Genomic DNA, 20,204 nt, shown 5'->3' on the forward strand with positions numbered 1-20,204 from the left:
CTAATCGAGACCGAAAGGTCTCTTTTTTTTTATATGAAAAGAGTTCTAAAAAAATAGTTTTCTCGGCGAGGAGAAAGCATTTGGAACTCATGAATAAAGAAGCGAGACAATGAATTTAGATGATCTAAACGAGTCAATAAGTACCATATATAAAGTGAGAGGCTAGCGCTTGTCTTAAGTGAAGAAAACTTCTTAGCACCTGCTGATGGTAGTTGGACTAACGTTTCGATAGAATAAGACGTTGCCAGACAAAGTACGAGACCGAAAGGTCTCTTTTTTATATTAAATAATCACAACAATTAGGTTTGGGAAAATTTTCTTTTTAATAAAGAACTTTAAAATCTAACATCTAAGTAAGTTGAAATGACAATGATTAAAAAGTTAGTTAAGTATTAGAGAAAATTTGTATTTTCTAATACACTAGTAATGAATAACAAGAAATTAAGAAAGAGGGATGACTTTGATTATTAGGGCATTGGAGAAGACAGATTTATCATTTATACATCATTTGAATAATGAGTATTCCATTATGTCATATTGGTTTGAAGAGCCTTATCAATCATTGAGCGAATTAGAAAATTTATATACAAAGCATATTTTAGATGAAACAGAGCGACGATTCATTGTTGAAGAGGGATCAACATCTGTAGGCGTGGTAGAGTTATTAGAGATTAACTTTATACATAGAACTTGTGAAGTGTTAATTATTATCGATCCACAGTATGCAAATAATGGGTACGCGAAAAAAGCTTTTAAAATGGCTATTGACTATGCTTTTTTAGTATTAAATATGAATAAGGTATACTTATATGTGGATATTAAGAATGAGAAAGCAGTACATATCTATCAAAGTAATAATTTCGAAATAGAAGGAACGTTAAAGGAACACTTCTATACAAGGGGAGAATACAGAGATTGCTATGTAATGGGCTTGTTAAAAAGGAATTGGGTTAATAAGAATGATGATGATTTGTCTCATATAAGATGAAAAATTAAATTTAGAGAGAGTTATTAATATGAAAAGACCAATAATTCAAAAATTAAATCGTTTGATAGAGAAAAACGCTATCTCTATGCATGTTCCTGGGCATAAAAACATGACAATCGGCTACTTAAATAGACTTGATTTAGCAATGGATATGACAGAAATTACTGGATTAGATGATATGCATTATCCTGAAGGAATTATTTTAGAAAGCATGGAGAATTTTAGGAAACATAAAAACTATGATGCTTTCTTACTAGTTAACGGAACGACTTCAGGTATATTATCGGTTATCCAAGCATTTTCGACAAGAAAAGGTAAATATTTAATTAGTAGAAATGTTCATAAATCAGTATTTCACGGTCTAGACATAACACAACAACAAGCGACAATAACTAAGACAGATATCAGTAAGAAAACGAATCAATATGTAAAGCCAAAGATAATTCAAGATAAAAATCAATATTATAAACTTGCCATCTGTACATACCCTAATTATTACGGTGAAACTTTTGAAATTTCTCAATATATCAAACAATTACATCACAGAGGGGTACCGATATTAGTAGATGAAGCGCATGGTGCACATTTTGGTTTAGATGGATTTCCAGAATCCTCAATGAATTTTAATGCTGATTACGTTGTGCAGTCATATCATAAAACACTCCCTGCATTAACAATGGGATCAGTTTTATATATACATAAAGATGCACCATTAAGACAACAAGTCATAGATTATTTAACTTATTTTCAAACGTCAAGTCCTTCGTACCTTATTATGTCTAGTCTAGAATTAGCGAATAAATTTTATAAAGAATATGATTCCGCATTATTTTACCAACGAAGAAAGATGTTAATTGATTTATTAATAAATATAGGATTTACAGTTATAGAACCAGAGGATCCTTTAAAATTGGTTGTGAGTTTTGAAGGTGTTGCAGGTTATGATGTGCAAAAATGGTTTGAGGAAAAAGAAATCTATGTAGAATTAGCTGATATGTATCAAGTGTTACTCGTTCTCCCTTTATGGCATGAAGGAGATAAATTTCCTTTTAAGTTGTTGATTGAAAAAATTAGAGAAATTAACGTGCCAAAAAAATGTACGCGCGACATAAAATCTTTTAATTTTATGACGGATTTTAGCGAATACAAAACTGTTCATTTTCAAAATACGAAAGAAGTATCTATTAAAAAGGCAGAAGGTAAAGTTTTAGCGCAACATATCGTTCCATACCCTCCAGGTATACCGGTGATGTTTAAAGGAGAAGTCGTGACGTCTCATATGATAGACTTGTTAAATAAATATGATAAGCAAAATATTAAAGTTGAAGGTTTAAATCATAAAAAAATATTAATTAAGGATGAATAAGAAATGTCTACATTTATAACGTTTGAAGGTCCAGAAGGAGCAGGAAAGACCTCAGTAATTAAAGAAGTAAGCGAAAGATTAGCTAAAGAATATGATATTGTTACAACACGTGAACCTGGCGGAGTATTAACTAGTGAAGAAATACGTCGTATTGTACTTGATGGAGAGAGTATAGATATTCGAACTGAAGCTATGCTGTTCGCTGCATCTAGACGTGAACACCTTGTTGAGAAGATTATCCCATCTTTACAAGCAGGTAAAATTGTCCTTTGTGATAGATACATTGATAGTTCATTGGCTTATCAAGGTTATGCAAGGGGTATAGGAATTAAAGAAGTAAAATTATTAAATGAATTTGCAATTAATGGTTTGTATCCAGACTTAACGATTTATTTAGATGTTGATGCGGAAATTGGTCGTCAAAGAATTCTAAAAAATAACAGAGAACAAAACAGATTAGATAAAGAGGATAAAGTTTTTCATGAAAAAGTGATAGAAGGATATCATAAAGTGATCAGTGATAACCCTCATCGGTTTATTAAAGTCAATGCTAACCATAGTTTGGATAAAGTTGTTGAAGAAACATACCAATCTATCATCAAATATTTAAAATAATTATGATATAATGATAAAAAGAGGTGTATAAAAATGAAGATGATTATAGCGATCGTTCAAGATCAAGATAGTCAAGAGCTTTCAGACCAACTCGTAAAAAACAATTTCAGAGCTACAAAGTTAGCAACTACTGGTGGATTTTTAAGAGCAGGCAATACAACTTTCTTATGTGGGGTTAAGGATGACCGTGTCGATGAGGTTCTATCTGTCATTGATAACACTTGTGGTAATAGAGACCAACTTGTTTCCCCAATAACACCAATGGGTGGTAGTGCAGATTCATATATTCCTTATCCAGTTGAAGTTGAAGTAGGTGGCGCTACAGTATTTGTAATGCCGATTGAAGCATTTCATCAATTCTAGTTGTTTATAAAAAGTCTACTTTTCATCTACATATTTATGTTAATGAAAAGTGTTTAAAATGTAATTATTATAGATGTATTTTTTATTTGGCTACTTTAAATGTAGTTTGAGATTGAAGGCATATTCATTCAAAATTTATACTTCATCCTTTGAGTTTAAGCGTGAAAGTTAGTAATTATATGCGTTTAATTCAAGGAATGCAGTTGCTAAGTCGGAATTGTTTGAAGACGTTGCTCAACGGTCTAGAACTATCATTTAAGTAGTCTTTTTACATAATGAATATCATAAAGGGAGTAAGTCGCTTATGGATGAACAACAACAGTTAGCTAACGCATATCATTCTAACAAATTGTCACATGCATATTTGTTTGAGGGTGATGATGCACAAACGATGAAACGTGTCGCAATCCATTTTACTAAATTAATTCTTTGTAATAATAGTAATCAATGCGAACTGAAAGTTGATACTTTTAATCATCCTGACTTTTCATATGTGTCTTCTGATGAAAATACAATTAAAAAAGAACAAATCGAACAACTTGTTCATCATATGAACCAACTACCTATTGAGGGTCAATATAAAGTATATATTATTGAGGATTTTGAAAAATTAACTGTTCAAGGGGAAAATAGTATACTAAAATTTTTAGAAGAGCCCCCTGATAATACAATTGCGATTCTTTTATCAACGAAACCAGAACAAATATTAGACACTATACATTCAAGATGCCAGCACGTATATTTTAAGCCTATTGATAAGCGACAGTTTATAGAGCGTTTAGTAGAAATGTCAATAGCAAGACCGGTAGCAGAAATGCTAAGTACCTATACAACTCAAATAGAAGCAGCATCGTCCTTAAATGAGGAATTTGATTTAGTTACTTTAAGAAAATCAATCATCAGATGGTGTCAATTAATATTATCTAATAAAGCTATGGCTCTTATAGGTGTCATTGAGTTATTAAAACAAGCTAAGAATCGTAGATTACAATTACTTACTTTATCAGCCGTCAATGGCTTTTTCGAAGATATAATGCATGCAAAGGTAGAAATGGATAATTATTATACATTTAGTGATTTAACTGTAGAAATTGAAAATTATGCAAACCAATTAACTTTTAATCAATTAATCCTCATGTATGATCAAATTACTGAAGCGCATAAAAAGTTAAATCAAAATGTTAATCCAACACTTGTTTTTGAACAAATAGTAATAAAAGGTGTGATTTAAAATGCCCAATGTTGTAGGTGTTCAGTTTCAAAAAGCAGGGAAATTAGAATACTACGCGCCGAATCAATTAGATGTAGAGGTTGGTGACTGGGTTGTTGTCCAATCTAAAAGAGGTATAGAAATTGGTCACGTAAAGTTTCCATTACGTGAAGTTGATGTAGAAGATGTCACATTACCGCTAAAAAATATCATTCGTAAAATGAATGAAGATGATCAAGAAACATTTTATCGTAATGAACGTGATGCCAATGATGCGTTAGAATTATGTAAAAAAGTAGTTAAAGATCAGCAATTAGATATGCGATTAGTTAATTGTGAATATACATTAGACAAATCTAAAGTGATTTTTAATTTTACCGCAGATGATCGCATTGATTTTCGCAAACTTGTTAAAGTTTTAGCTCAAAATCTAAAGACTAGAATAGAATTACGTCAAATTGGGGTAAGAGATGAAGCGAAATTATTGGGTGGTATCGGTCCTTGTGGACGTTCTTTGTGTTGTTCTACATTTTTAGGAGATTTCGAACCTGTATCCATTAAAATGGCGAAAGATCAGAACCTATCATTAAATCCAACTAAGATTTCAGGGGCTTGTGGTAGATTAATGTGTTGTCTTAAATATGAAAATGACTACTATGAAGAGGCGCGAACTCAATTGCCTGATGTTGGAGATATGATTCAAACACCAGATGGTCACGGAAAAGTGATAGGATTAAATATTTTAGATATTTCTATGCAAGTTAAAATAGAGGGTCTAGAACAACCTTTAGAATATAAAATGGAAGAGATAGAAGTATTGAATTAAGGAGGTTGAATAACCTTTGAATCGAAATGAATTATTCGAAAGACTTATGAAATTAGAACATCACGTTGAACAACTTACAACCGACATGTCAGAACTTAAAGATTTAACCGTCGAACTTGTTGAGGAGAATGTTGCTTTACAAGTTGAAAATGAAAATTTAAAACGATTGATGAACAAAACTGAAGAATCGGTTGAAACTCACTTAGATAAAGATAATTATAAGCATGTAAAAACACCATCTCCAAGTAAAGATAATTTAGCGATGTTATATCGTGAAGGTTTTCATATTTGTAAGGGTGAATTATTCGGGAAACATCGTCATGGTGAAGATTGCTTATTATGCCTTAATGTGTTGAGTGATTAATTCTTTCGATAAATAAATGTTTAAATATAAGGATGTATTATAAGTGTGTAATTTAAGTCATACTGTAATAACATCCTTTTTTTAGGAGTAAAGATATGTTAGAAGATAATGAACGCGTTGACCATTTAATAAAAGAAGGATATGAGATTATACAAAATGATGAAGTATTCTCTTTTTCTACTGATGCCCTATTGTTAGGGTATTTAACCGAAGTACGCAAAAATGATAAAGTTATGGATTTATGTTCCGGCAATGGTGTTATTCCATTATTATTAGCTGCTAAATCAACTCAACCTATTGAAGGGATAGAAATACAAGAGCAATTAGTGAGTATGGCATGTCGCAGTTTTAAATTGAATGATTTGAACGATAGACTAACTATGCACCGTATGGATTTAAAAGATGTATATCAAACATTTCAACCTGCTCAATATACACTAGTGACTTGTAATCCTCCTTATTTTAAAATGAATCAAAATCATCAACATCAAAAAGAAGCACATAAAATAGCACGTCACGAAATAATGTGTAATCTTAAAGATTGTATTGAAGCTGCAAGACATTTACTTAAAGAGGGTGGTCGTTTTATTATGGTCCATCGAGCGGAAAGGCTAATGGATGTCTTAACCGAATTAAGACACGGTAAAATTGAGCCTAAAGCATTGACGTTGGTGTATAGTAAACATGATAAGCCTGCACAAACAATTGTTGTGGAAGGAAGAAAAGGTGGTAAACAAGGTTTAGATATACGTAATCCATTATATATATATAATGAGGATGGATCATATAGCGATGAGATGAAAGGTATTTATTATGGATAAACATTTTGTTTATATTGTTAAATGTAATGACGGAAGTTTATATACTGGCTATGCTAAAGATGTAAATGCACGCATAATAAAGCATAATAACGGTAAGGGTGCTAAATATACAAAAATAAGACTACCGGTAGAGTTAGTTTATCAAGAAACATATACAACGAAATCGGAAGCATTGAAACGTGAATATGAAATTAAAACATATACTAGACAACAAAAGTTAAAAATGATACAGGAGGGATAATATGACAACTTTATATTTAGTAGGAACACCAATTGGAAATCTTGGTGATATTACATTTCGAGCTATAGAAACATTAAGAAAAGTTGATGTGATTGCATGTGAAGATACACGAGTAACACGAAAATTGTGTAATCATTATGAAATACAAACACCTCTAAAGTCGTATCATGAACATAATAAAGAACAACAAACTGACTATTTAATCAAGCAGTTACAAACTGGCTTAAATATAGCGTTAGTATCAGATGCTGGGTTGCCGTTAATTAGTGATCCAGGATATGAATTAGTTGTCGAAGCACGTAAAAATAATATAAATATAGAAACAGTACCAGGTCCTAATGCTGGGTTGACTGCACTTATGTCAAGTGGATTACCATCTTTCACATACACATTTTTAGGTTTTTTGCCAAGAAAAGAAAAAGAAAAAATTGAAGTGCTTGATGATAGAATGTTTCAAAATAGTACTTTGATACTTTATGAATCGCCTTATAGAGTTACTGATACTTTGAAAGCAATAGCTAAAATAGATTCGCAAAGACGGATTACTGTTGGTAGAGAGCTAACGAAGAAATTTGAACAAGTTATTACACTTACAGTTGATGATATGTTGGAATTGATTAATCAAGACAGATTACCTCTTAAAGGTGAGTTTGTGATACTGATTGAAGGTGCATTACCTAAGAGTGGGGAATCATGGTTTAAAAACTATACGGTTAAAGAACATGTTGATTATTATATTGAAACCAGACAGGTTAAAACTAAAAAAGCAATTAAACTTGTCGCAACAGATCGACATATGAAGACGGGTGACGTATATAATATTTATCATAATATTGATTAAAAATTGTGTTAAACACTTTACTTTATAATGACTTAATTATTGTAAAAACCCCATAGCGTGTTGATTTTATGGTATTGTAGTAAAGATGATGACAATTAATTTTCAATTGATGCGAATTTTTAAAACTGATACATAACGGTACGCGACTTCATTGAAAAGAAAAATAAATTTAGATATCATTTATTATGTAATTAATGAGGAGGACCAGTGATGGCTAAAGATACATTTTATATAACAACCCCAATATACTATCCGAGCGGGAACCTACACATCGGTCATGCATACTCTACAGTCGCAGGCGACGTGATAGCTCGCTATAAAAGAATGCAAGGCTATGATGTTCGTTATTTAACTGGCACTGATGAGCACGGTCAAAAAATCCAAGAAAAAGCTCAAAAAGCTGGCAAAACAGAACTAGAATACTTAGATGAAATGATTTCAGGTATTAAAAACTTATGGAGTAAACTTGAGATTTCTAATGATGATTTTATTCGAACTACAGAAGAGCGTCATAAGCAAGTCGTTGAGAAAGTGTTTGAGCGATTATTAAAACAAGGTGACATTTATTTAGGTGAATACGAAGGTTGGTATTCTGTTCCTGATGAAACATATTATACAGAGTCACAACTTGTTGATCCTGTTTATGAAAACGGCAAAATTGTAGGTGGTAAAAGTCCTGATTCTGGTCACGAAGTCGAACTTGTAAAAGAAGAAAGCTATTTCTTCAATATTAATAAATATACAGACCGCTTATTAGAATTTTACGATGAAAATCCAGACTTTATACAACCGCCATCTAGAAAAAATGAGATGATTAATAACTTTATCAAACCAGGTTTAGAAGATTTAGCAGTTTCGCGTACATCATTCGATTGGGGTGTACGTGTACCATCTAATCCTAAACATGTTGTATACGTGTGGATTGATGCACTTGTCAATTATATTTCTTCATTAGGTTATCTATCTGATGATGAAACGTTATTTAATAAATATTGGCCAGCAGATATACACTTGATGGCTAAAGAAATTGTACGTTTCCACTCTATTATATGGCCAATATTGTTAATGGCGTTGGATTTACCACTTCCTAAAAAAGTTTTTGCACACGGTTGGATTTTAATGAAAGATGGTAAAATGAGTAAATCTAAAGGTAATGTCGTAGATCCTAATGTATTAATTGATCGTTATGGTCTTGATGCGACACGTTATTACTTAATGCGTGAATTACCGTTTGGTTCTGATGGTGTATTTACACCGGAAGCCTTTGTTGAAAGAACAAATTACGATCTTGCGAATGATTTAGGTAATCTAGTGAATCGTACTATCTCTATGATAAACAAATATTTCCACGGCGAATTACCTGCATACCAAGGTCCAAAACATGAATTGGATGAAAAGATGGAAGCGATGGCGCTTGAAACTGTTAAATCATTCAATGATAATATGGAAAGTTTACAATTTTCTGTTGCTTTATCAACAGTGTGGAAATTTATTAGTCGTACAAACAAATATATTGATGAAACACAACCTTGGGTTCTTGCAAAAGATGAAAATCAACGTGAGATGCTTGGTAACGTAATGGCACATCTTGTTGAGAACATTCGTTTCGCTACAATCTTATTACAACCATTCTTGACGCATGCACCTAGGGAGATATTTAAGCAACTCAATATTAACAATCCGGATTTACATCAATTAGATAGTCTGCAACAATATGGTATGTTGTCAGAGGCAATTACTGTAACTGAAAAGCCAACACCAATTTTCCCAAGATTAGACACTGAAGCAGAAATTGCTTATATCAAAGAATCAATGCAACCATCTAAGTCAACAAAACAGTCTGATGAACCCGGTAAAGAGCAAATTGATATCAAAGATTTTGATAAAGTTGAAATCAAAGCAGCAACTATTATTGATGCGGAAAATGTAAAAAAATCGGAGAAACTATTAAAAATAAAAGTTGATTTAGATAATGAACAACGTCAAATAGTATCTGGTATAGCTAAGTTTTATCGTCCGGAAGACATTATTGGTAAAAAAGTTGCAGTTGTTAATAATTTAAAACCAGCTAAATTAATGGGACAAAAATCCGAAGGTATGATTTTGTCAGCTGAAAAAGATGGCGTACTTACCTTGATAAGCTTGCCTAGTGCAATTCCAAATGGTGCAGTAATTAAATAGTATAATCTAAGGATAGGAGAGATAATGATGTTAATCGATACGCATGTACATTTAAATGATGAACAATACGATGAGGATTTAAATGAAGTGATATCTCGTGCAAGAGAAGCAGGCGTAGATAGAATGTTTGTAGTAGGTTTTGATACACCTACTATTGAACGTACTATGGAGCTAATAGATAAGTATGACTTTATCTATGGTATTATCGGTTGGCATCCTGTTGATGCAATAGATTGTACTGATGAAAGATTGGAATGGATAGAAAGTCTTTCTAAACATCCAAAAATTATTGGTATTGGTGAGATGGGGTTAGATTATCATTGGGATAAATCACCTTCTGATGTACAAAAAGAGGTGTTTAAAAAGCAAATTGCATTAGCTAAACGTGTTCAATTACCTATTATTATTCATAATCGTGAAGCGACTCAAGATTGCATAGATATTTTGATTGAAGAGCATGCAGAAGAAGTGGGTGGAATTATGCACAGTTTTAGTGCTTCACCCGAAATTGCTGATGTCGTGATTAATAAATTGAACTTCTATGTTTCGCTTGGGGGACCCGTCACTTTCAAAAATGCAAAGCAACCAAAAGAAGTTGCTAAACACGTACCAATGGATCGTTTGTTATGCGAGACAGATGCGCCGTATCTATCCCCGCACCCTTATAGAGGTAAACGCAATGAACCAGAACGCGTTACTTTAGTAGCACAACAAATTGCAGATTTGCGTGGTATGACTTATGAGGAGGTCTGTCGCCAAACAACCGAAAATGCTGAACGTTTATTCAATTTGAATTAACTCAATGAATTTTTAGTGGGAAAGGTGTCTAACTTTAAAAAGATGAGGAACATCACTTTTTTATAAGTTTAAGATATCTTTCTCATTTTTTAAATTTAAACTGAGGTTAGTGTAAGAAATTATGATTTGATAGTTAATATTTTAATATTGCCGAAAGATTCTATAAAATTAATGATTAAGTTATCAATATTATGAAAGGTTAATTTATGAAAATAAACGAATTTATTGTTGTTGAAGGTAAAGATGATACTGAGCGAGTAAAAAGTGCTGTAGACTGTGATACTATTGAAACAAACGGTAGTGCAATTGATACATATACTTTAGAAGTGATACAACACGCACAGCAAACTAGAGGTGTGATTGTACTGACAGATCCAGATTTCCCAGGTGATAAAATTAGAAATACTATACGGGAACATGTTTCTGGTGTTAAGCATGCATATGTAGATAGAGAAAAGGCCAAGAGTAAAAGAGGTAAAATAGGAATAGAACATGCAAATATTAAAGATATTCAAGAAGCATTAATGCATGTAAGTTCACCGCTTGAAGAAGCTAAAGAAACTATTGATAAAAGTGTACTCATTGATTTGGGACTAATAATCGGTAAAGATGCAAGACACCGTAGAAATATCTTAGGTCGAAAATTACACATCGGTCACTCTAATGGAAAGCAATTATTAAAGAAACTTAATGCTTTTGGCTATACTGAAGACGATGTCAGAAAAGCGCTATTTGAAGAAGAGGAGAATTAAATGGAATATAAAGATATAGCAACACCATCTCGAACACGTGCTTTGCTTGATCAATATGGGTTTAATTTTAAGAAAAGTTTAGGACAAAATTTTTTAATAGATGTAAATATCATTAATAAAATTATCGAAGCGAGTCATATTGATTGTGCAACGGGAGTAATTGAAGTTGGACCAGGTATGGGATCATTGACTGAACAACTTGCAAAGAATGCTAAGAAGGTGATGGCTTTTGAAATTGATCAAAGGTTAATACCTGTGCTTAAAGATACACTTTCGCCATACGATAATGTAACGATTATCAATGAAGATATACTTAAAGCTGATATTGCTAAAGCTGTAGCTACACATCTACAAGATTGTGACAAGATTATGGTTGTTGCTAATTTACCGTATTATATTACCACGCCTATTTTACTTAATTTGATGCAACAGGATGTACCTATTGATGGTTTTGTCGTAATGATGCAAAAAGAGGTAGGAGAACGTTTGAACGCTCACGTAGGTACCAAAGCATACGGCTCGTTATCGATTGTTGCTCAATACTATACGGAGACAAGTAAAGTTTTAACAGTTCCTAAAACTGTATTTATGCCTCCTCCAAACGTTGATTCTATCGTTGTAAAATTGATGCAACGCCAAGAACCACTTGTACAGGTTGATGATGAGGAAGCCTTTTTTAAGTTAGCAAAGGCCGCTTTTGCACAACGACGTAAAACAATTAATAATAACTACCAAAACTTCTTTAAAGATGGTAAGAAGAATAAAGAAACTATACGACAGTGGCTGGAAAGCGCTGGTATTGATCCTAAAAGACGTGGAGAAACACTCACGATTCAAGATTTCGCCACATTATATGAACAAAAGAAAAAATTCTCCGAATTAACAAATTAAAATGTTGACAAAGACCCTTCACATTGATAAAATTTAAATTTTATTTGACGAAAACGGCTCAAATATGGTAAAATGTAATGTGTAGTGAGGTGGGGCAATATGCCAAAATCAATTTTGGACATCAAAAATTCTATTGATTGTCATTTAGGAAATCGTATTGTACTTAAAGCCAATGGTGGACGTAAAAAGACAATTGAACGATCAGGGGTTTTAAAAGAAACATATCCATCTGTTTTTATTGTCGAATTAGATCAAGATAAACACAACTTTGAACGCGTATCTTATACATACACTGATGTGCTTACAGAAAATGTACAAGTTTCATTTGAAGAAGATAATCATCAAGAAGCAGTTGCACACTAACAAAAACATAATTTATGAGCGTCGTCGATAACTCTAAATTTAATATTTTTATTATTTAAGGTGAGTCTGGACATTGAAGATATGTTCAGGCTCTTTGTTATTGTAGTCTTTATTCATTCCCATTTTCATGAGATTATGCAACTTACGTTTATTATTAATACACAAATTATTTAAATTAAACGAATAATCATTTAAATAAGTCGCATTTTTGTAATATCCAAAAGTGATTCGCTTTAGTTGTTAAATATATTTTTAAAAATTGAAAATGCGTATGTTGAGTGTTGAAAAATTGCTCTTCATTAAGATTTTACGAGAAATTGCACATAATCTATCAAATATTTAAAGGCTTTATGTTAAAATCATTTTAATAACAATTCAAAGCGAGGGCGGAAAAATGATATATGAAACTGCGCCAGCTAAGATAAATTTTACGCTCGACACCCTTTTTAAAAGAGATGATGGTTATCATGAAATTGAAATGGTGATGACTACAGTTGATTTAAATGATCGATTATCTTTTGAAAAGCGAACTGATAAGAAGATTGTTGTCGATATTGAGCATAATTACGTTCCTAACGATAATAAAAACCTTGCGTATAAAGCAGCTGATTTAATGTTTGAGAGATTTAATATTAATGAAGGTGTGACAATTACAATTGATAAAGATATACCAGTTTCAGCTGGTCTTGCAGGAGGTTCTGCGGATGCAGCCGCTACAATGAGAGGGTTGAATCGATTGTTTGGTTTAGGTCAATCTTTAGACGATTTAGCTGCATTAGGCATACAAATAGGCACAGATATACCTTTTTGTATTTATAACCAAACTGCTGTGTGTACGGGGCGTGGAGAGCAAGTAACTTTCCTAAAAAGACCACCATCTGCATGGGTTGTTTTAGCTAAGCCTAACATCGGAATTTCATCGCCTGATGTATTTAAAGCACTAGATTTAACTGAAGAACATATAGTTCATAACGAAAAGTGTAAACAGGCTTTAGAGAATAATGATTATCATTTATTATGCAATAGTCTTTCTAACCGGTTAGAGCCTGTTTCTATGGCTATGCATCCTGACATTAAAAAGATTAAAGATAACATGCTACAATGTGGTGCTGATGGTGCTTTGATGAGTGGAAGCGGTCCTACTGTTTATGGGCTAGCTCAAAAAGAAAGACAAGCTAAAAATATTTATAATGCAGTGAATGGTTGTTGTAATGAAGTTTACTTAGTAAGATTATTAGGATAGAAGGGTTTGAAAAGATGAGATATAAAAGAAGCGAACGTATTGTATTTATGACACAATACCTCATGAACCATCCAAATAAGTTGATACCCCTCACTTATTTTGTAAAAAAATTTAAACAAGCAAAATCGTCAATTAGTGAAGACGTTCAAATCATCAAAAATACGTTTCAAAATGAAAAATTAGGAACTATTATTACTACAGCAGGTGCAAGTGGTGGAGTAACCTATAAACCCATGATGAGTAAATCAGAGGCCACAGAGGTTGTTAATGAGGTGATAGCGCAATTACAAGAGAAAGACCGTTTGCTACCTGGAGGGTATTTATTTTTATCCGATTTAGTTGGCAATCCTTCTCTATTAAATAGAGTAGGCAAGTTAATTGCTAGTATATATATGAACGAAGAACTTGATGCTGTTGTTACCATAGCGACTAAAGGGATATCACTTGCGAATGCAGTCGCAAACGTATTAAATTTACCTGTAGTGGTTATAAGAAAGGACAATAAAGTTACAGAAGGTTCTACGGTTTCAATCAATTATGTTTCAGGATCATCTAGAAAAATAGAAACAATGGTGTTATCGAAACGAACTTTAGCTGAGAATTCTAATGTCCTCGTAGTAGACGATTTTATGAGGGCTGGTGGCTCAATCAATGGGGTAATGAATTTAATGAATGAGTTTAAAGCTCATGTAAAAGGGGTATCAGTACTTGTAGAATCAAAAGAAGTAAAACAAAGATTAATTGAAGATTATACTTCCTTAGTCAGATTGTCAGATGTCGACGAGTACAACCAAGAATTTAAAGTGGAACCAGGCAACAGTTTGTCTAAATTTTCTTAAAAAAGGAGTGTCAATTTCATCATGAAAATAATCAACTCAGATAAGGTACCCGAAGCATTAGGTCCATATTCGCATGCAACTGTTATAAACGGTTTTGTTTTTACATCAGGTCAAATTCCACTCACACTTGATGGAACAATTGTTAGCGATGATGTTCAAGAACAAACTAAGCAAGTTTTAGAAAATTTAACTGTGGTATTAAAAGAAGCAGGTTCTGATTTGAATTCTGTTGTTAAAGCGACAATCTATATTTCTGATATGAATGATTTTCAACAAATTAATCAAATCTATGGAAACTATTTCGTCGAACACCAACCAGCTCGTAGTTGTGTTGAAGTGTCACGGTTGCCTAAAGACGTAAAGGTAGAAATTGAATTGATAGGTAAAGTGAAGGATTTATAATTTTCTTAAAAGTTGTCAAGCTTCTAATAATATAAAGATATACTAGGGGGGCTCACTACATGAAAGTGACAGATGTAAGACTTAGAAAAATACAAACAGACGGCAGAATGAAAGCACTCGTTTCTATTACGCTAGATGAAGCTTTTGTAATTCATGATTTACGTGTAATTGAAGGAAACTCAGGTCTTTTTGTCGCAATGCCAAGTAAACGTACACCAGATGGTGAATTCCGTGACATCGCGCATCCTATCAATTCTGATATGAGACAAGAAATCCAAGATGCAGTGATGAAAGTATATGATGAAACTGATGAAGTTATTCCTGACAAAAATGCTACTTCAGATAACGAAGAATCAGACGAAGCTTAATTAAAAAATGTATTCATTTATAAAATAAGCCTGAGACATTGATGATATATTGTCTCAGGCATTTTAATGTATTGTTAGGCAATGGCGAAATTAGTAATGATTGTGTAACGGATTACTTGAACTTTATACCATATTGTTGGGGAGGGACTGCAATTTCTTATTGAAGTTGAAGTCCCTCCCCTTTATTTTTAATGTGTTCTGTATTTTCATAAACGAAAACGATATAAACATTTAACAATAAATAAAAATGATAGAAGTAAAATACTGATATGTTTCTCTGACAACAATCCATCTATAAAAATTTACTTATGATAGACGTAATTAATATGTCTGTATGATTATAATTTTATCATCATAAATTATGATTGATAATATAATGATTTGGACACTGGAATAAAATACTAATGATTAATAAAGAGGTTGAATATGTATTGTAACTATTGGGTTTAATGACCTCATTTGCCTTTTTAAAGCATAACAACTTATTTGAATTTCTAAAATTATCAAACCTTTAATGAATGATTAACAAAACCTTTTATAAGTTGAAACTCTCTTTGTTGTTCAACTATAATAACTATGAAGTGTAAATTTTAATGGAGGGTTAGCATTCATGCAAAGACATGCGATTATTCTGGCAGCAGGTAAAGGCACAAGAATGAAATCAAAGAAATATAAAGTGCTCCATGAGGTTGCTGGCAAACCAATGGTTGAACATGTGCTTAACAACGTAAAACAAGCTGGCGTTGATCAAATTGTAACTATTATTGGTCATGGCGCCGAGAGTGTGAAAGATACATTGGGTAATCAATCATTATATAGTTTTCAGGATAAACAACTTGGAACAGCTCATGCTGTGAAAATGGCACATGAACATTTAGCAGATAAAGAAGGAACTACTTTAGTAGTATGTGGAGATACACCTCTTATTACATACCAAACTCTACAATCACTTATTGAACATCATGAAAGTACACAATCACAGGTTACTGTATTATCTGCTTCTACTATCAATCCTTATGGTTATGGACGAATTATAAGAAATCATAATGGAATATTAGAGCGTATTGTTGAAGAGAAAGACGCAAATGAATCAGAACGTGCGATTAAAGAAATTAGTTCAGGTATTTTTGCCTTTAATAATCGAGTTCTATTTGAGAAGTTAGAACAAGTTAAAAATGATAATGCTCAAGGAGAATATTATTTACCAGATGTTTTGTCTTTAATTTTAAAAGACGGAGGTAAAGCGGAAGTTTATTGTACCGAAGATTTTGATGAAATCATTGGTGTTAATGATCGTTTGATGTTAAGTGAAGCTGAAAAGGCTTTGCAACAACGTATTAATCGCTATCATATGGAAAATGGTGTGACCATCATTGATCCAAGTTCAACATTTATTGGAACAGATGTGAAAATTGGAATAGATACAACTATTGAACCAGGCGTGCGAATCGGAGGTCATACAACGATTGAAGAAGATGTGTGGATAGGCCAATACTCTGAAATTAATAACAGTACAATTCATTCGAATGCTAACATAAAACAATCGGTTATCAATGACTCTATTGTTGGAGAGAACACAACAGTTGGACCTTTCGCTCAACTACGTCCAGGATCTAATTTAGGTTCTGAAGTTAAAGTAGGAAACTTTGTTGAAGTGAAGAAAGCAGATATTAAAGATGGTGCTAAAGTATCACACTTGAGTTACATTGGAGATGCTGAAATAGGTGAGCGTACAAATATCGGATGTGGTTCTATCACTGTAAACTATGATGGTGCTAACAAATTTAAAACAATAGTAGGTAAAGATGCCTTTATAGGATGTAATACGAACCTTATAGCACCTGTAACAGTAGGCAATCATACTCTTATTGCAGCTGGATCCACAATTACAGATAATATCCCTGAAGATAGTTTAGCATTAGCGCGTGCAAGACAAGTAAATAAAGAAGGCTACTTAAAAAAATAGTTCTTGCCCCTGAATTGCTATCGTATGTGCAGTTTTAAATGAATTTATAAAATTGTAATAATTTTGATTGTACATCTATCATAGTAAAAAAGCGCTATTTTCTATATAATATAAATGTCTAAGTAAATAATTGGAGGACTATAAATGTTAAATAATGAATATAAGAATTCATCAATGAAGATCTTTTCGCTCAAAGGAAATGAACCTTTGGCACAAGAAGTAGCAGATCATGTAGGGATTGAATTAGGTAAATGTTCTGTAAAACGTTTTAGTGATGGAGAAATTCAAATAAATATTGAAGAAAGCATTCGTGGTTGTGATGTTTTTATTGTTCAACCAACTTCATACCCAGTCAATCTTCATTTAATGGAGTTACTTATTATGATTGATGCGTGTAAACGCGCGTCAGCAGCAAATATTAACATCGTAGTACCATACTATGGTTACGCTCGACAAGATAGAAAAGCCCGTAGTCGTGAACCTATTACTGCTAAATTAGTAGCTAATTTAATCGAAACAGCAGGTGCCAATCGTATGATCGCATTAGACTTACATGCACCTCAAATCCAAGGATTTTTCGATATTCCTATTGATCATTTAATGGGTGTTCCTATCCTTGCACAACACTTTGAGAATGATCCTGATATTAATCCAGAAGAATGTGTAGTTGTGTCCCCTGATCATGGTGGGGTAACGCGAGCACGTAAATTAGCCGACATTTTAAAAACTCCAATTGCGATTATCGACAAAAGACGTCCGAAACCTAACGTGGCAGAAGTTATGAACATTGTAGGTGATATTGAAGGACGTACTGCAATTATTATAGATGACATTATTGATACTGCAGGAACAATTACTTTAGCTGCTCAAGCCTTAAAAGATAAAGGTGCTAAAGAAGTCTATGCTTGTTGTACACATCCAGTGCTTTCTGGGCCAGCAAAAGAACGGATTGAAAACTCTGCAATCAAGCAACTTATAGTAACAAACTCAATTCAATTAGAAGAGAATAGAAAACCTAATAATACAAAAGAACTTTCTGTTGCTGGTTTAATTGCTAAAGCAATTATTCGTGTATACGAAAGAGAATCAGTAAGTGTATTATTTGACTAAAATTTACAATTGAATTTGACGTATCCTATATCAACATGTATAATACTAACGTTCGTAGAATTGCGAACAAATAAACACTTACAAGCAACAGTAACGTTGATGGGTAAGTGAGGAGCAGGTTAGACGCATCTAATGTCTAAACCTCGAAATTCGAAAGGTGGAAATACGAATGGCTTCATTAAAGTCAATCATTCGTCAAGGTAAACAAACACGTTCTGACCTAAAACAATTAAGAAACTCAGGTAAAGTACCTGCAGTTGTGTATGGTTACGGTACAAAAAATACTTCAGTTAAAGTTGATGAAGTTGAATTTATCAAAGTAATCCGTGAAGTAGGACGTAATGGTGTTATCGATTTAGGCGTAGGTTCTAAAACAATTAAAGTAATGGTTTCAGATTATCAATTTGACCCATTAAAAAACCAAATCACTCATATCGACTTTTTAGCAATCAACATGAGTGAAGAACGTACTGTTGAAGTACAAGTTCAATTAGTTGGTGAAGCTGTAGGTGCTAAAGAAGGCGGCGTAGTTGAACAACCATTATTCAACTTAGAAGTTACAGCTACACCTGAAAATATTCCTGAAACTATCGAAGTAGATATCAGTGAATTACAAGTTAATGACAGCTTAGCAGTTTCTGATATTAAAATCTCTGGTGATTTCACAATCGAAAATGATCCAGAAGATTCTATCGTAACAGTAGTTCCTCCAACAGATGAACCTTCTGAAGAAGAAGTTGAAGCTATGGAAGGCGAATCAGCAACTGAAGAACCTGAAGTTGTTGGTGAAGACAAAGAAGACGATGAAGAAGAAAATAAAGAAGACTAATCTTCGTGTCTCTTAAGTAGGTATTCTCATTAGTTGAGATTACAGATTTAAAGGCGAGCACTGTGCTTATGTTAATAAGCATAGTGCTTTTTGTGTTATTATAGGGAATGATTAATTATTTAAGACGGTTTTAGAGGTGGTTGACATATATCAGTGGTCAATCATTTTTACGTCCTTTATTTTAAAATAAACACAGCAATAGCATTTGAAAATATGTGAAGATACATAATATTAATAGTGGAGGTAACAATAATGAAATGCATTGTCGGTCTTGGCAACATTGGTAAACGTTTTGAATTAACAAGACATAATATTGGTTTCGAAGTTGTCGATGATATTCTAGAACGCCACCAATTTACTTTAGACAAACAAAAATTTAAAGGTGCATACACTATTGAACGTTTAAACGGCGAAAAGGTATTATTTATTGAGCCAATGACTATGATGAACTTATCTGGTCAAGCTGTAGCTCCTTTAATGGATTATTATAATGTCGATGTTGAAGATTTAATCGTTTTATATGACGATTTAGATTTAGAACAAGGACAAGTGCGTCTGCGTCAAAAGGGGAGTGCAGGCGGTCATAATGGTATGAAATCGATAATTAAAATGCTTGGTACAGATCAATTTAAACGTATTCGAATTGGTGTTGGCCGTCCAACAAATGGGATGTCTGTTCCGGACTATGTTTTACAAAAATTTTCAAAAGAAGAAATGATCATTATGGAAAAGGTAATTGAACATTCTGCAAAAGCTGTAGAAACTTTTATTGAAAGTTCTCGTTTTGATCATGTTATGAATGAATTTAATGGTGAAGTCAAGTGAAA

General features: G+C 32.8%; 23 protein-coding genes. All 23 read left to right on the forward strand.

Features of this window, described 5'->3' with window-relative positions:
- Positions 1–454 precede the first annotated feature (454 nt).
- The 23 genes from ACVBFA_RS10060 to pth all read left to right on the forward strand — a co-directional run bounded on the left by ACVBFA_RS10060 (position 455) and on the right by pth (position 20,202).
- Positions 455–988, forward strand: coding sequence for a GNAT family N-acetyltransferase (locus ACVBFA_RS10060; RefSeq protein WP_002440739.1), 534 nt, complete (start codon positions 455–457; stop codon positions 986–988).
- A 28-nt stretch (positions 989–1,016) separates the two neighbouring features.
- Positions 1,017–2,354 carry an aminotransferase class V-fold PLP-dependent enzyme gene (locus ACVBFA_RS10065; protein WP_002490366.1) on the forward strand — a complete coding sequence of 446 codons (1,338 nt, stop codon included), beginning with the start codon at positions 1,017–1,019 and terminating at the stop codon, positions 2,352–2,354.
- Positions 2,355–2,357: 3 nt separating this feature from the next.
- Positions 2,358–2,969, forward strand: coding sequence for a dTMP kinase (gene tmk / locus ACVBFA_RS10070; protein ID WP_002475382.1), 612 nt, complete (start codon positions 2,358–2,360; stop codon positions 2,967–2,969).
- Between the two features lie 33 nt (positions 2,970–3,002).
- Complete coding sequence (locus ACVBFA_RS10075; RefSeq protein ID WP_001832200.1) at positions 3,003–3,332, forward strand: cyclic-di-AMP receptor; 330 nt, start codon at positions 3,003–3,005, stop codon at positions 3,330–3,332.
- A 304-nt stretch (positions 3,333–3,636) separates the two neighbouring features.
- Positions 3,637–4,563: a DNA polymerase III subunit gene (locus ACVBFA_RS10080; RefSeq protein WP_002458666.1), complete on the forward strand. Its 927-nt coding sequence runs from the start codon at positions 3,637–3,639 to the stop codon at positions 4,561–4,563.
- 1 nt (position 4,564) lies between these two features.
- Complete coding sequence (locus tag ACVBFA_RS10085) at positions 4,565–5,368, forward strand: PSP1 domain-containing protein (protein WP_002490368.1); 804 nt, start codon at positions 4,565–4,567, stop codon at positions 5,366–5,368.
- Between the two features lie 16 nt (positions 5,369–5,384).
- Complete coding sequence (gene yabA, locus ACVBFA_RS10090; protein WP_001832238.1) at positions 5,385–5,732, forward strand: DNA replication initiation control protein YabA; 348 nt, start codon at positions 5,385–5,387, stop codon at positions 5,730–5,732.
- A gap of 95 nt (positions 5,733–5,827) precedes the next feature.
- Positions 5,828–6,553 (forward strand): tRNA1(Val) (adenine(37)-N6)-methyltransferase, encoded by a 726-nt coding sequence (locus ACVBFA_RS10095; protein ID WP_447158819.1) that lies wholly within the window; start codon positions 5,828–5,830, stop codon positions 6,551–6,553.
- The gene (locus tag ACVBFA_RS10100) at positions 6,546–6,794 is read left to right on the forward strand and encodes a GIY-YIG nuclease family protein (RefSeq protein ID WP_126122554.1); all 249 of its coding nucleotides are present in this window, start codon (positions 6,546–6,548) and stop codon (positions 6,792–6,794) included. The genes ACVBFA_RS10095 and ACVBFA_RS10100 overlap by 8 nt, the downstream gene beginning before the upstream one ends.
- Before the next feature lies 1 nt (position 6,795).
- Positions 6,796–7,635, forward strand: coding sequence for a 16S rRNA (cytidine(1402)-2'-O)-methyltransferase (gene rsmI / locus ACVBFA_RS10105; RefSeq protein ID WP_126122553.1), 840 nt, complete (start codon positions 6,796–6,798; stop codon positions 7,633–7,635).
- A 210-nt stretch (positions 7,636–7,845) separates the two neighbouring features.
- Complete coding sequence (metG, locus tag ACVBFA_RS10110) at positions 7,846–9,816, forward strand: methionine--tRNA ligase (protein WP_447158820.1); 1,971 nt, start codon at positions 7,846–7,848, stop codon at positions 9,814–9,816.
- Positions 9,817–9,843: 27 nt separating this feature from the next.
- Positions 9,844–10,614 carry a TatD family hydrolase gene (locus ACVBFA_RS10115; protein ID WP_002458670.1) on the forward strand — a complete coding sequence of 257 codons (771 nt, stop codon included), beginning with the start codon at positions 9,844–9,846 and terminating at the stop codon, positions 10,612–10,614.
- Positions 10,615–10,820: 206 nt separating this feature from the next.
- Entirely contained in the window at positions 10,821–11,366 is a 546-nt protein-coding gene (gene rnmV / locus ACVBFA_RS10120) for a ribonuclease M5 (protein WP_002447880.1), read from the forward strand.
- Positions 11,367–12,257: a 16S rRNA (adenine(1518)-N(6)/adenine(1519)-N(6))-dimethyltransferase RsmA gene (gene rsmA / locus ACVBFA_RS10125; RefSeq protein ID WP_002447881.1), complete on the forward strand. Its 891-nt coding sequence runs from the start codon at positions 11,367–11,369 to the stop codon at positions 12,255–12,257. It begins immediately after the preceding gene.
- 99 nt (positions 12,258–12,356) lie between these two features.
- Positions 12,357–12,620, forward strand: a complete 264-nt coding sequence (gene veg / locus ACVBFA_RS10130) for a biofilm formation stimulator Veg (protein ID WP_001832193.1) — start codon at positions 12,357–12,359, stop codon at positions 12,618–12,620.
- A gap of 394 nt (positions 12,621–13,014) precedes the next feature.
- On the forward strand, positions 13,015–13,863 hold the full coding sequence (gene ispE, locus ACVBFA_RS10135) for a 4-(cytidine 5'-diphospho)-2-C-methyl-D-erythritol kinase (protein WP_002458672.1): 849 nt from the start codon (positions 13,015–13,017) through the stop codon (positions 13,861–13,863).
- A gap of 14 nt (positions 13,864–13,877) precedes the next feature.
- Positions 13,878–14,702, forward strand: a complete 825-nt coding sequence (purR, locus tag ACVBFA_RS10140) for a pur operon repressor (RefSeq protein WP_002447883.1) — start codon at positions 13,878–13,880, stop codon at positions 14,700–14,702.
- Positions 14,703–14,723: 21 nt separating this feature from the next.
- The gene (locus tag ACVBFA_RS10145; protein ID WP_002447884.1) at positions 14,724–15,104 is read left to right on the forward strand and encodes a RidA family protein; all 381 of its coding nucleotides are present in this window, start codon (positions 14,724–14,726) and stop codon (positions 15,102–15,104) included.
- Positions 15,105–15,163: 59 nt separating this feature from the next.
- The gene (spoVG, locus tag ACVBFA_RS10150) at positions 15,164–15,472 is read left to right on the forward strand and encodes a septation regulator SpoVG (protein ID WP_001832195.1); all 309 of its coding nucleotides are present in this window, start codon (positions 15,164–15,166) and stop codon (positions 15,470–15,472) included.
- 610 nt (positions 15,473–16,082) lie between these two features.
- The gene (gene glmU / locus ACVBFA_RS10155; RefSeq protein WP_002458674.1) at positions 16,083–17,438 is read left to right on the forward strand and encodes a bifunctional UDP-N-acetylglucosamine diphosphorylase/glucosamine-1-phosphate N-acetyltransferase GlmU; all 1,356 of its coding nucleotides are present in this window, start codon (positions 16,083–16,085) and stop codon (positions 17,436–17,438) included.
- 144 nt (positions 17,439–17,582) lie between these two features.
- Entirely contained in the window at positions 17,583–18,548 is a 966-nt protein-coding gene (locus ACVBFA_RS10160; RefSeq protein ID WP_001832233.1) for a ribose-phosphate diphosphokinase, read from the forward strand.
- Between the two features lie 169 nt (positions 18,549–18,717).
- Entirely contained in the window at positions 18,718–19,377 is a 660-nt protein-coding gene (locus tag ACVBFA_RS10165) for a 50S ribosomal protein L25/general stress protein Ctc (RefSeq protein ID WP_002475375.1), read from the forward strand.
- Positions 19,378–19,629: 252 nt separating this feature from the next.
- Entirely contained in the window at positions 19,630–20,202 is a 573-nt protein-coding gene (gene pth, locus ACVBFA_RS10170) for an aminoacyl-tRNA hydrolase (protein WP_002490365.1), read from the forward strand.
- Positions 20,203–20,204 lie beyond the last annotated feature (2 nt).

Source organism: Staphylococcus sp. MSU001 (genome assembly GCF_052976705.1).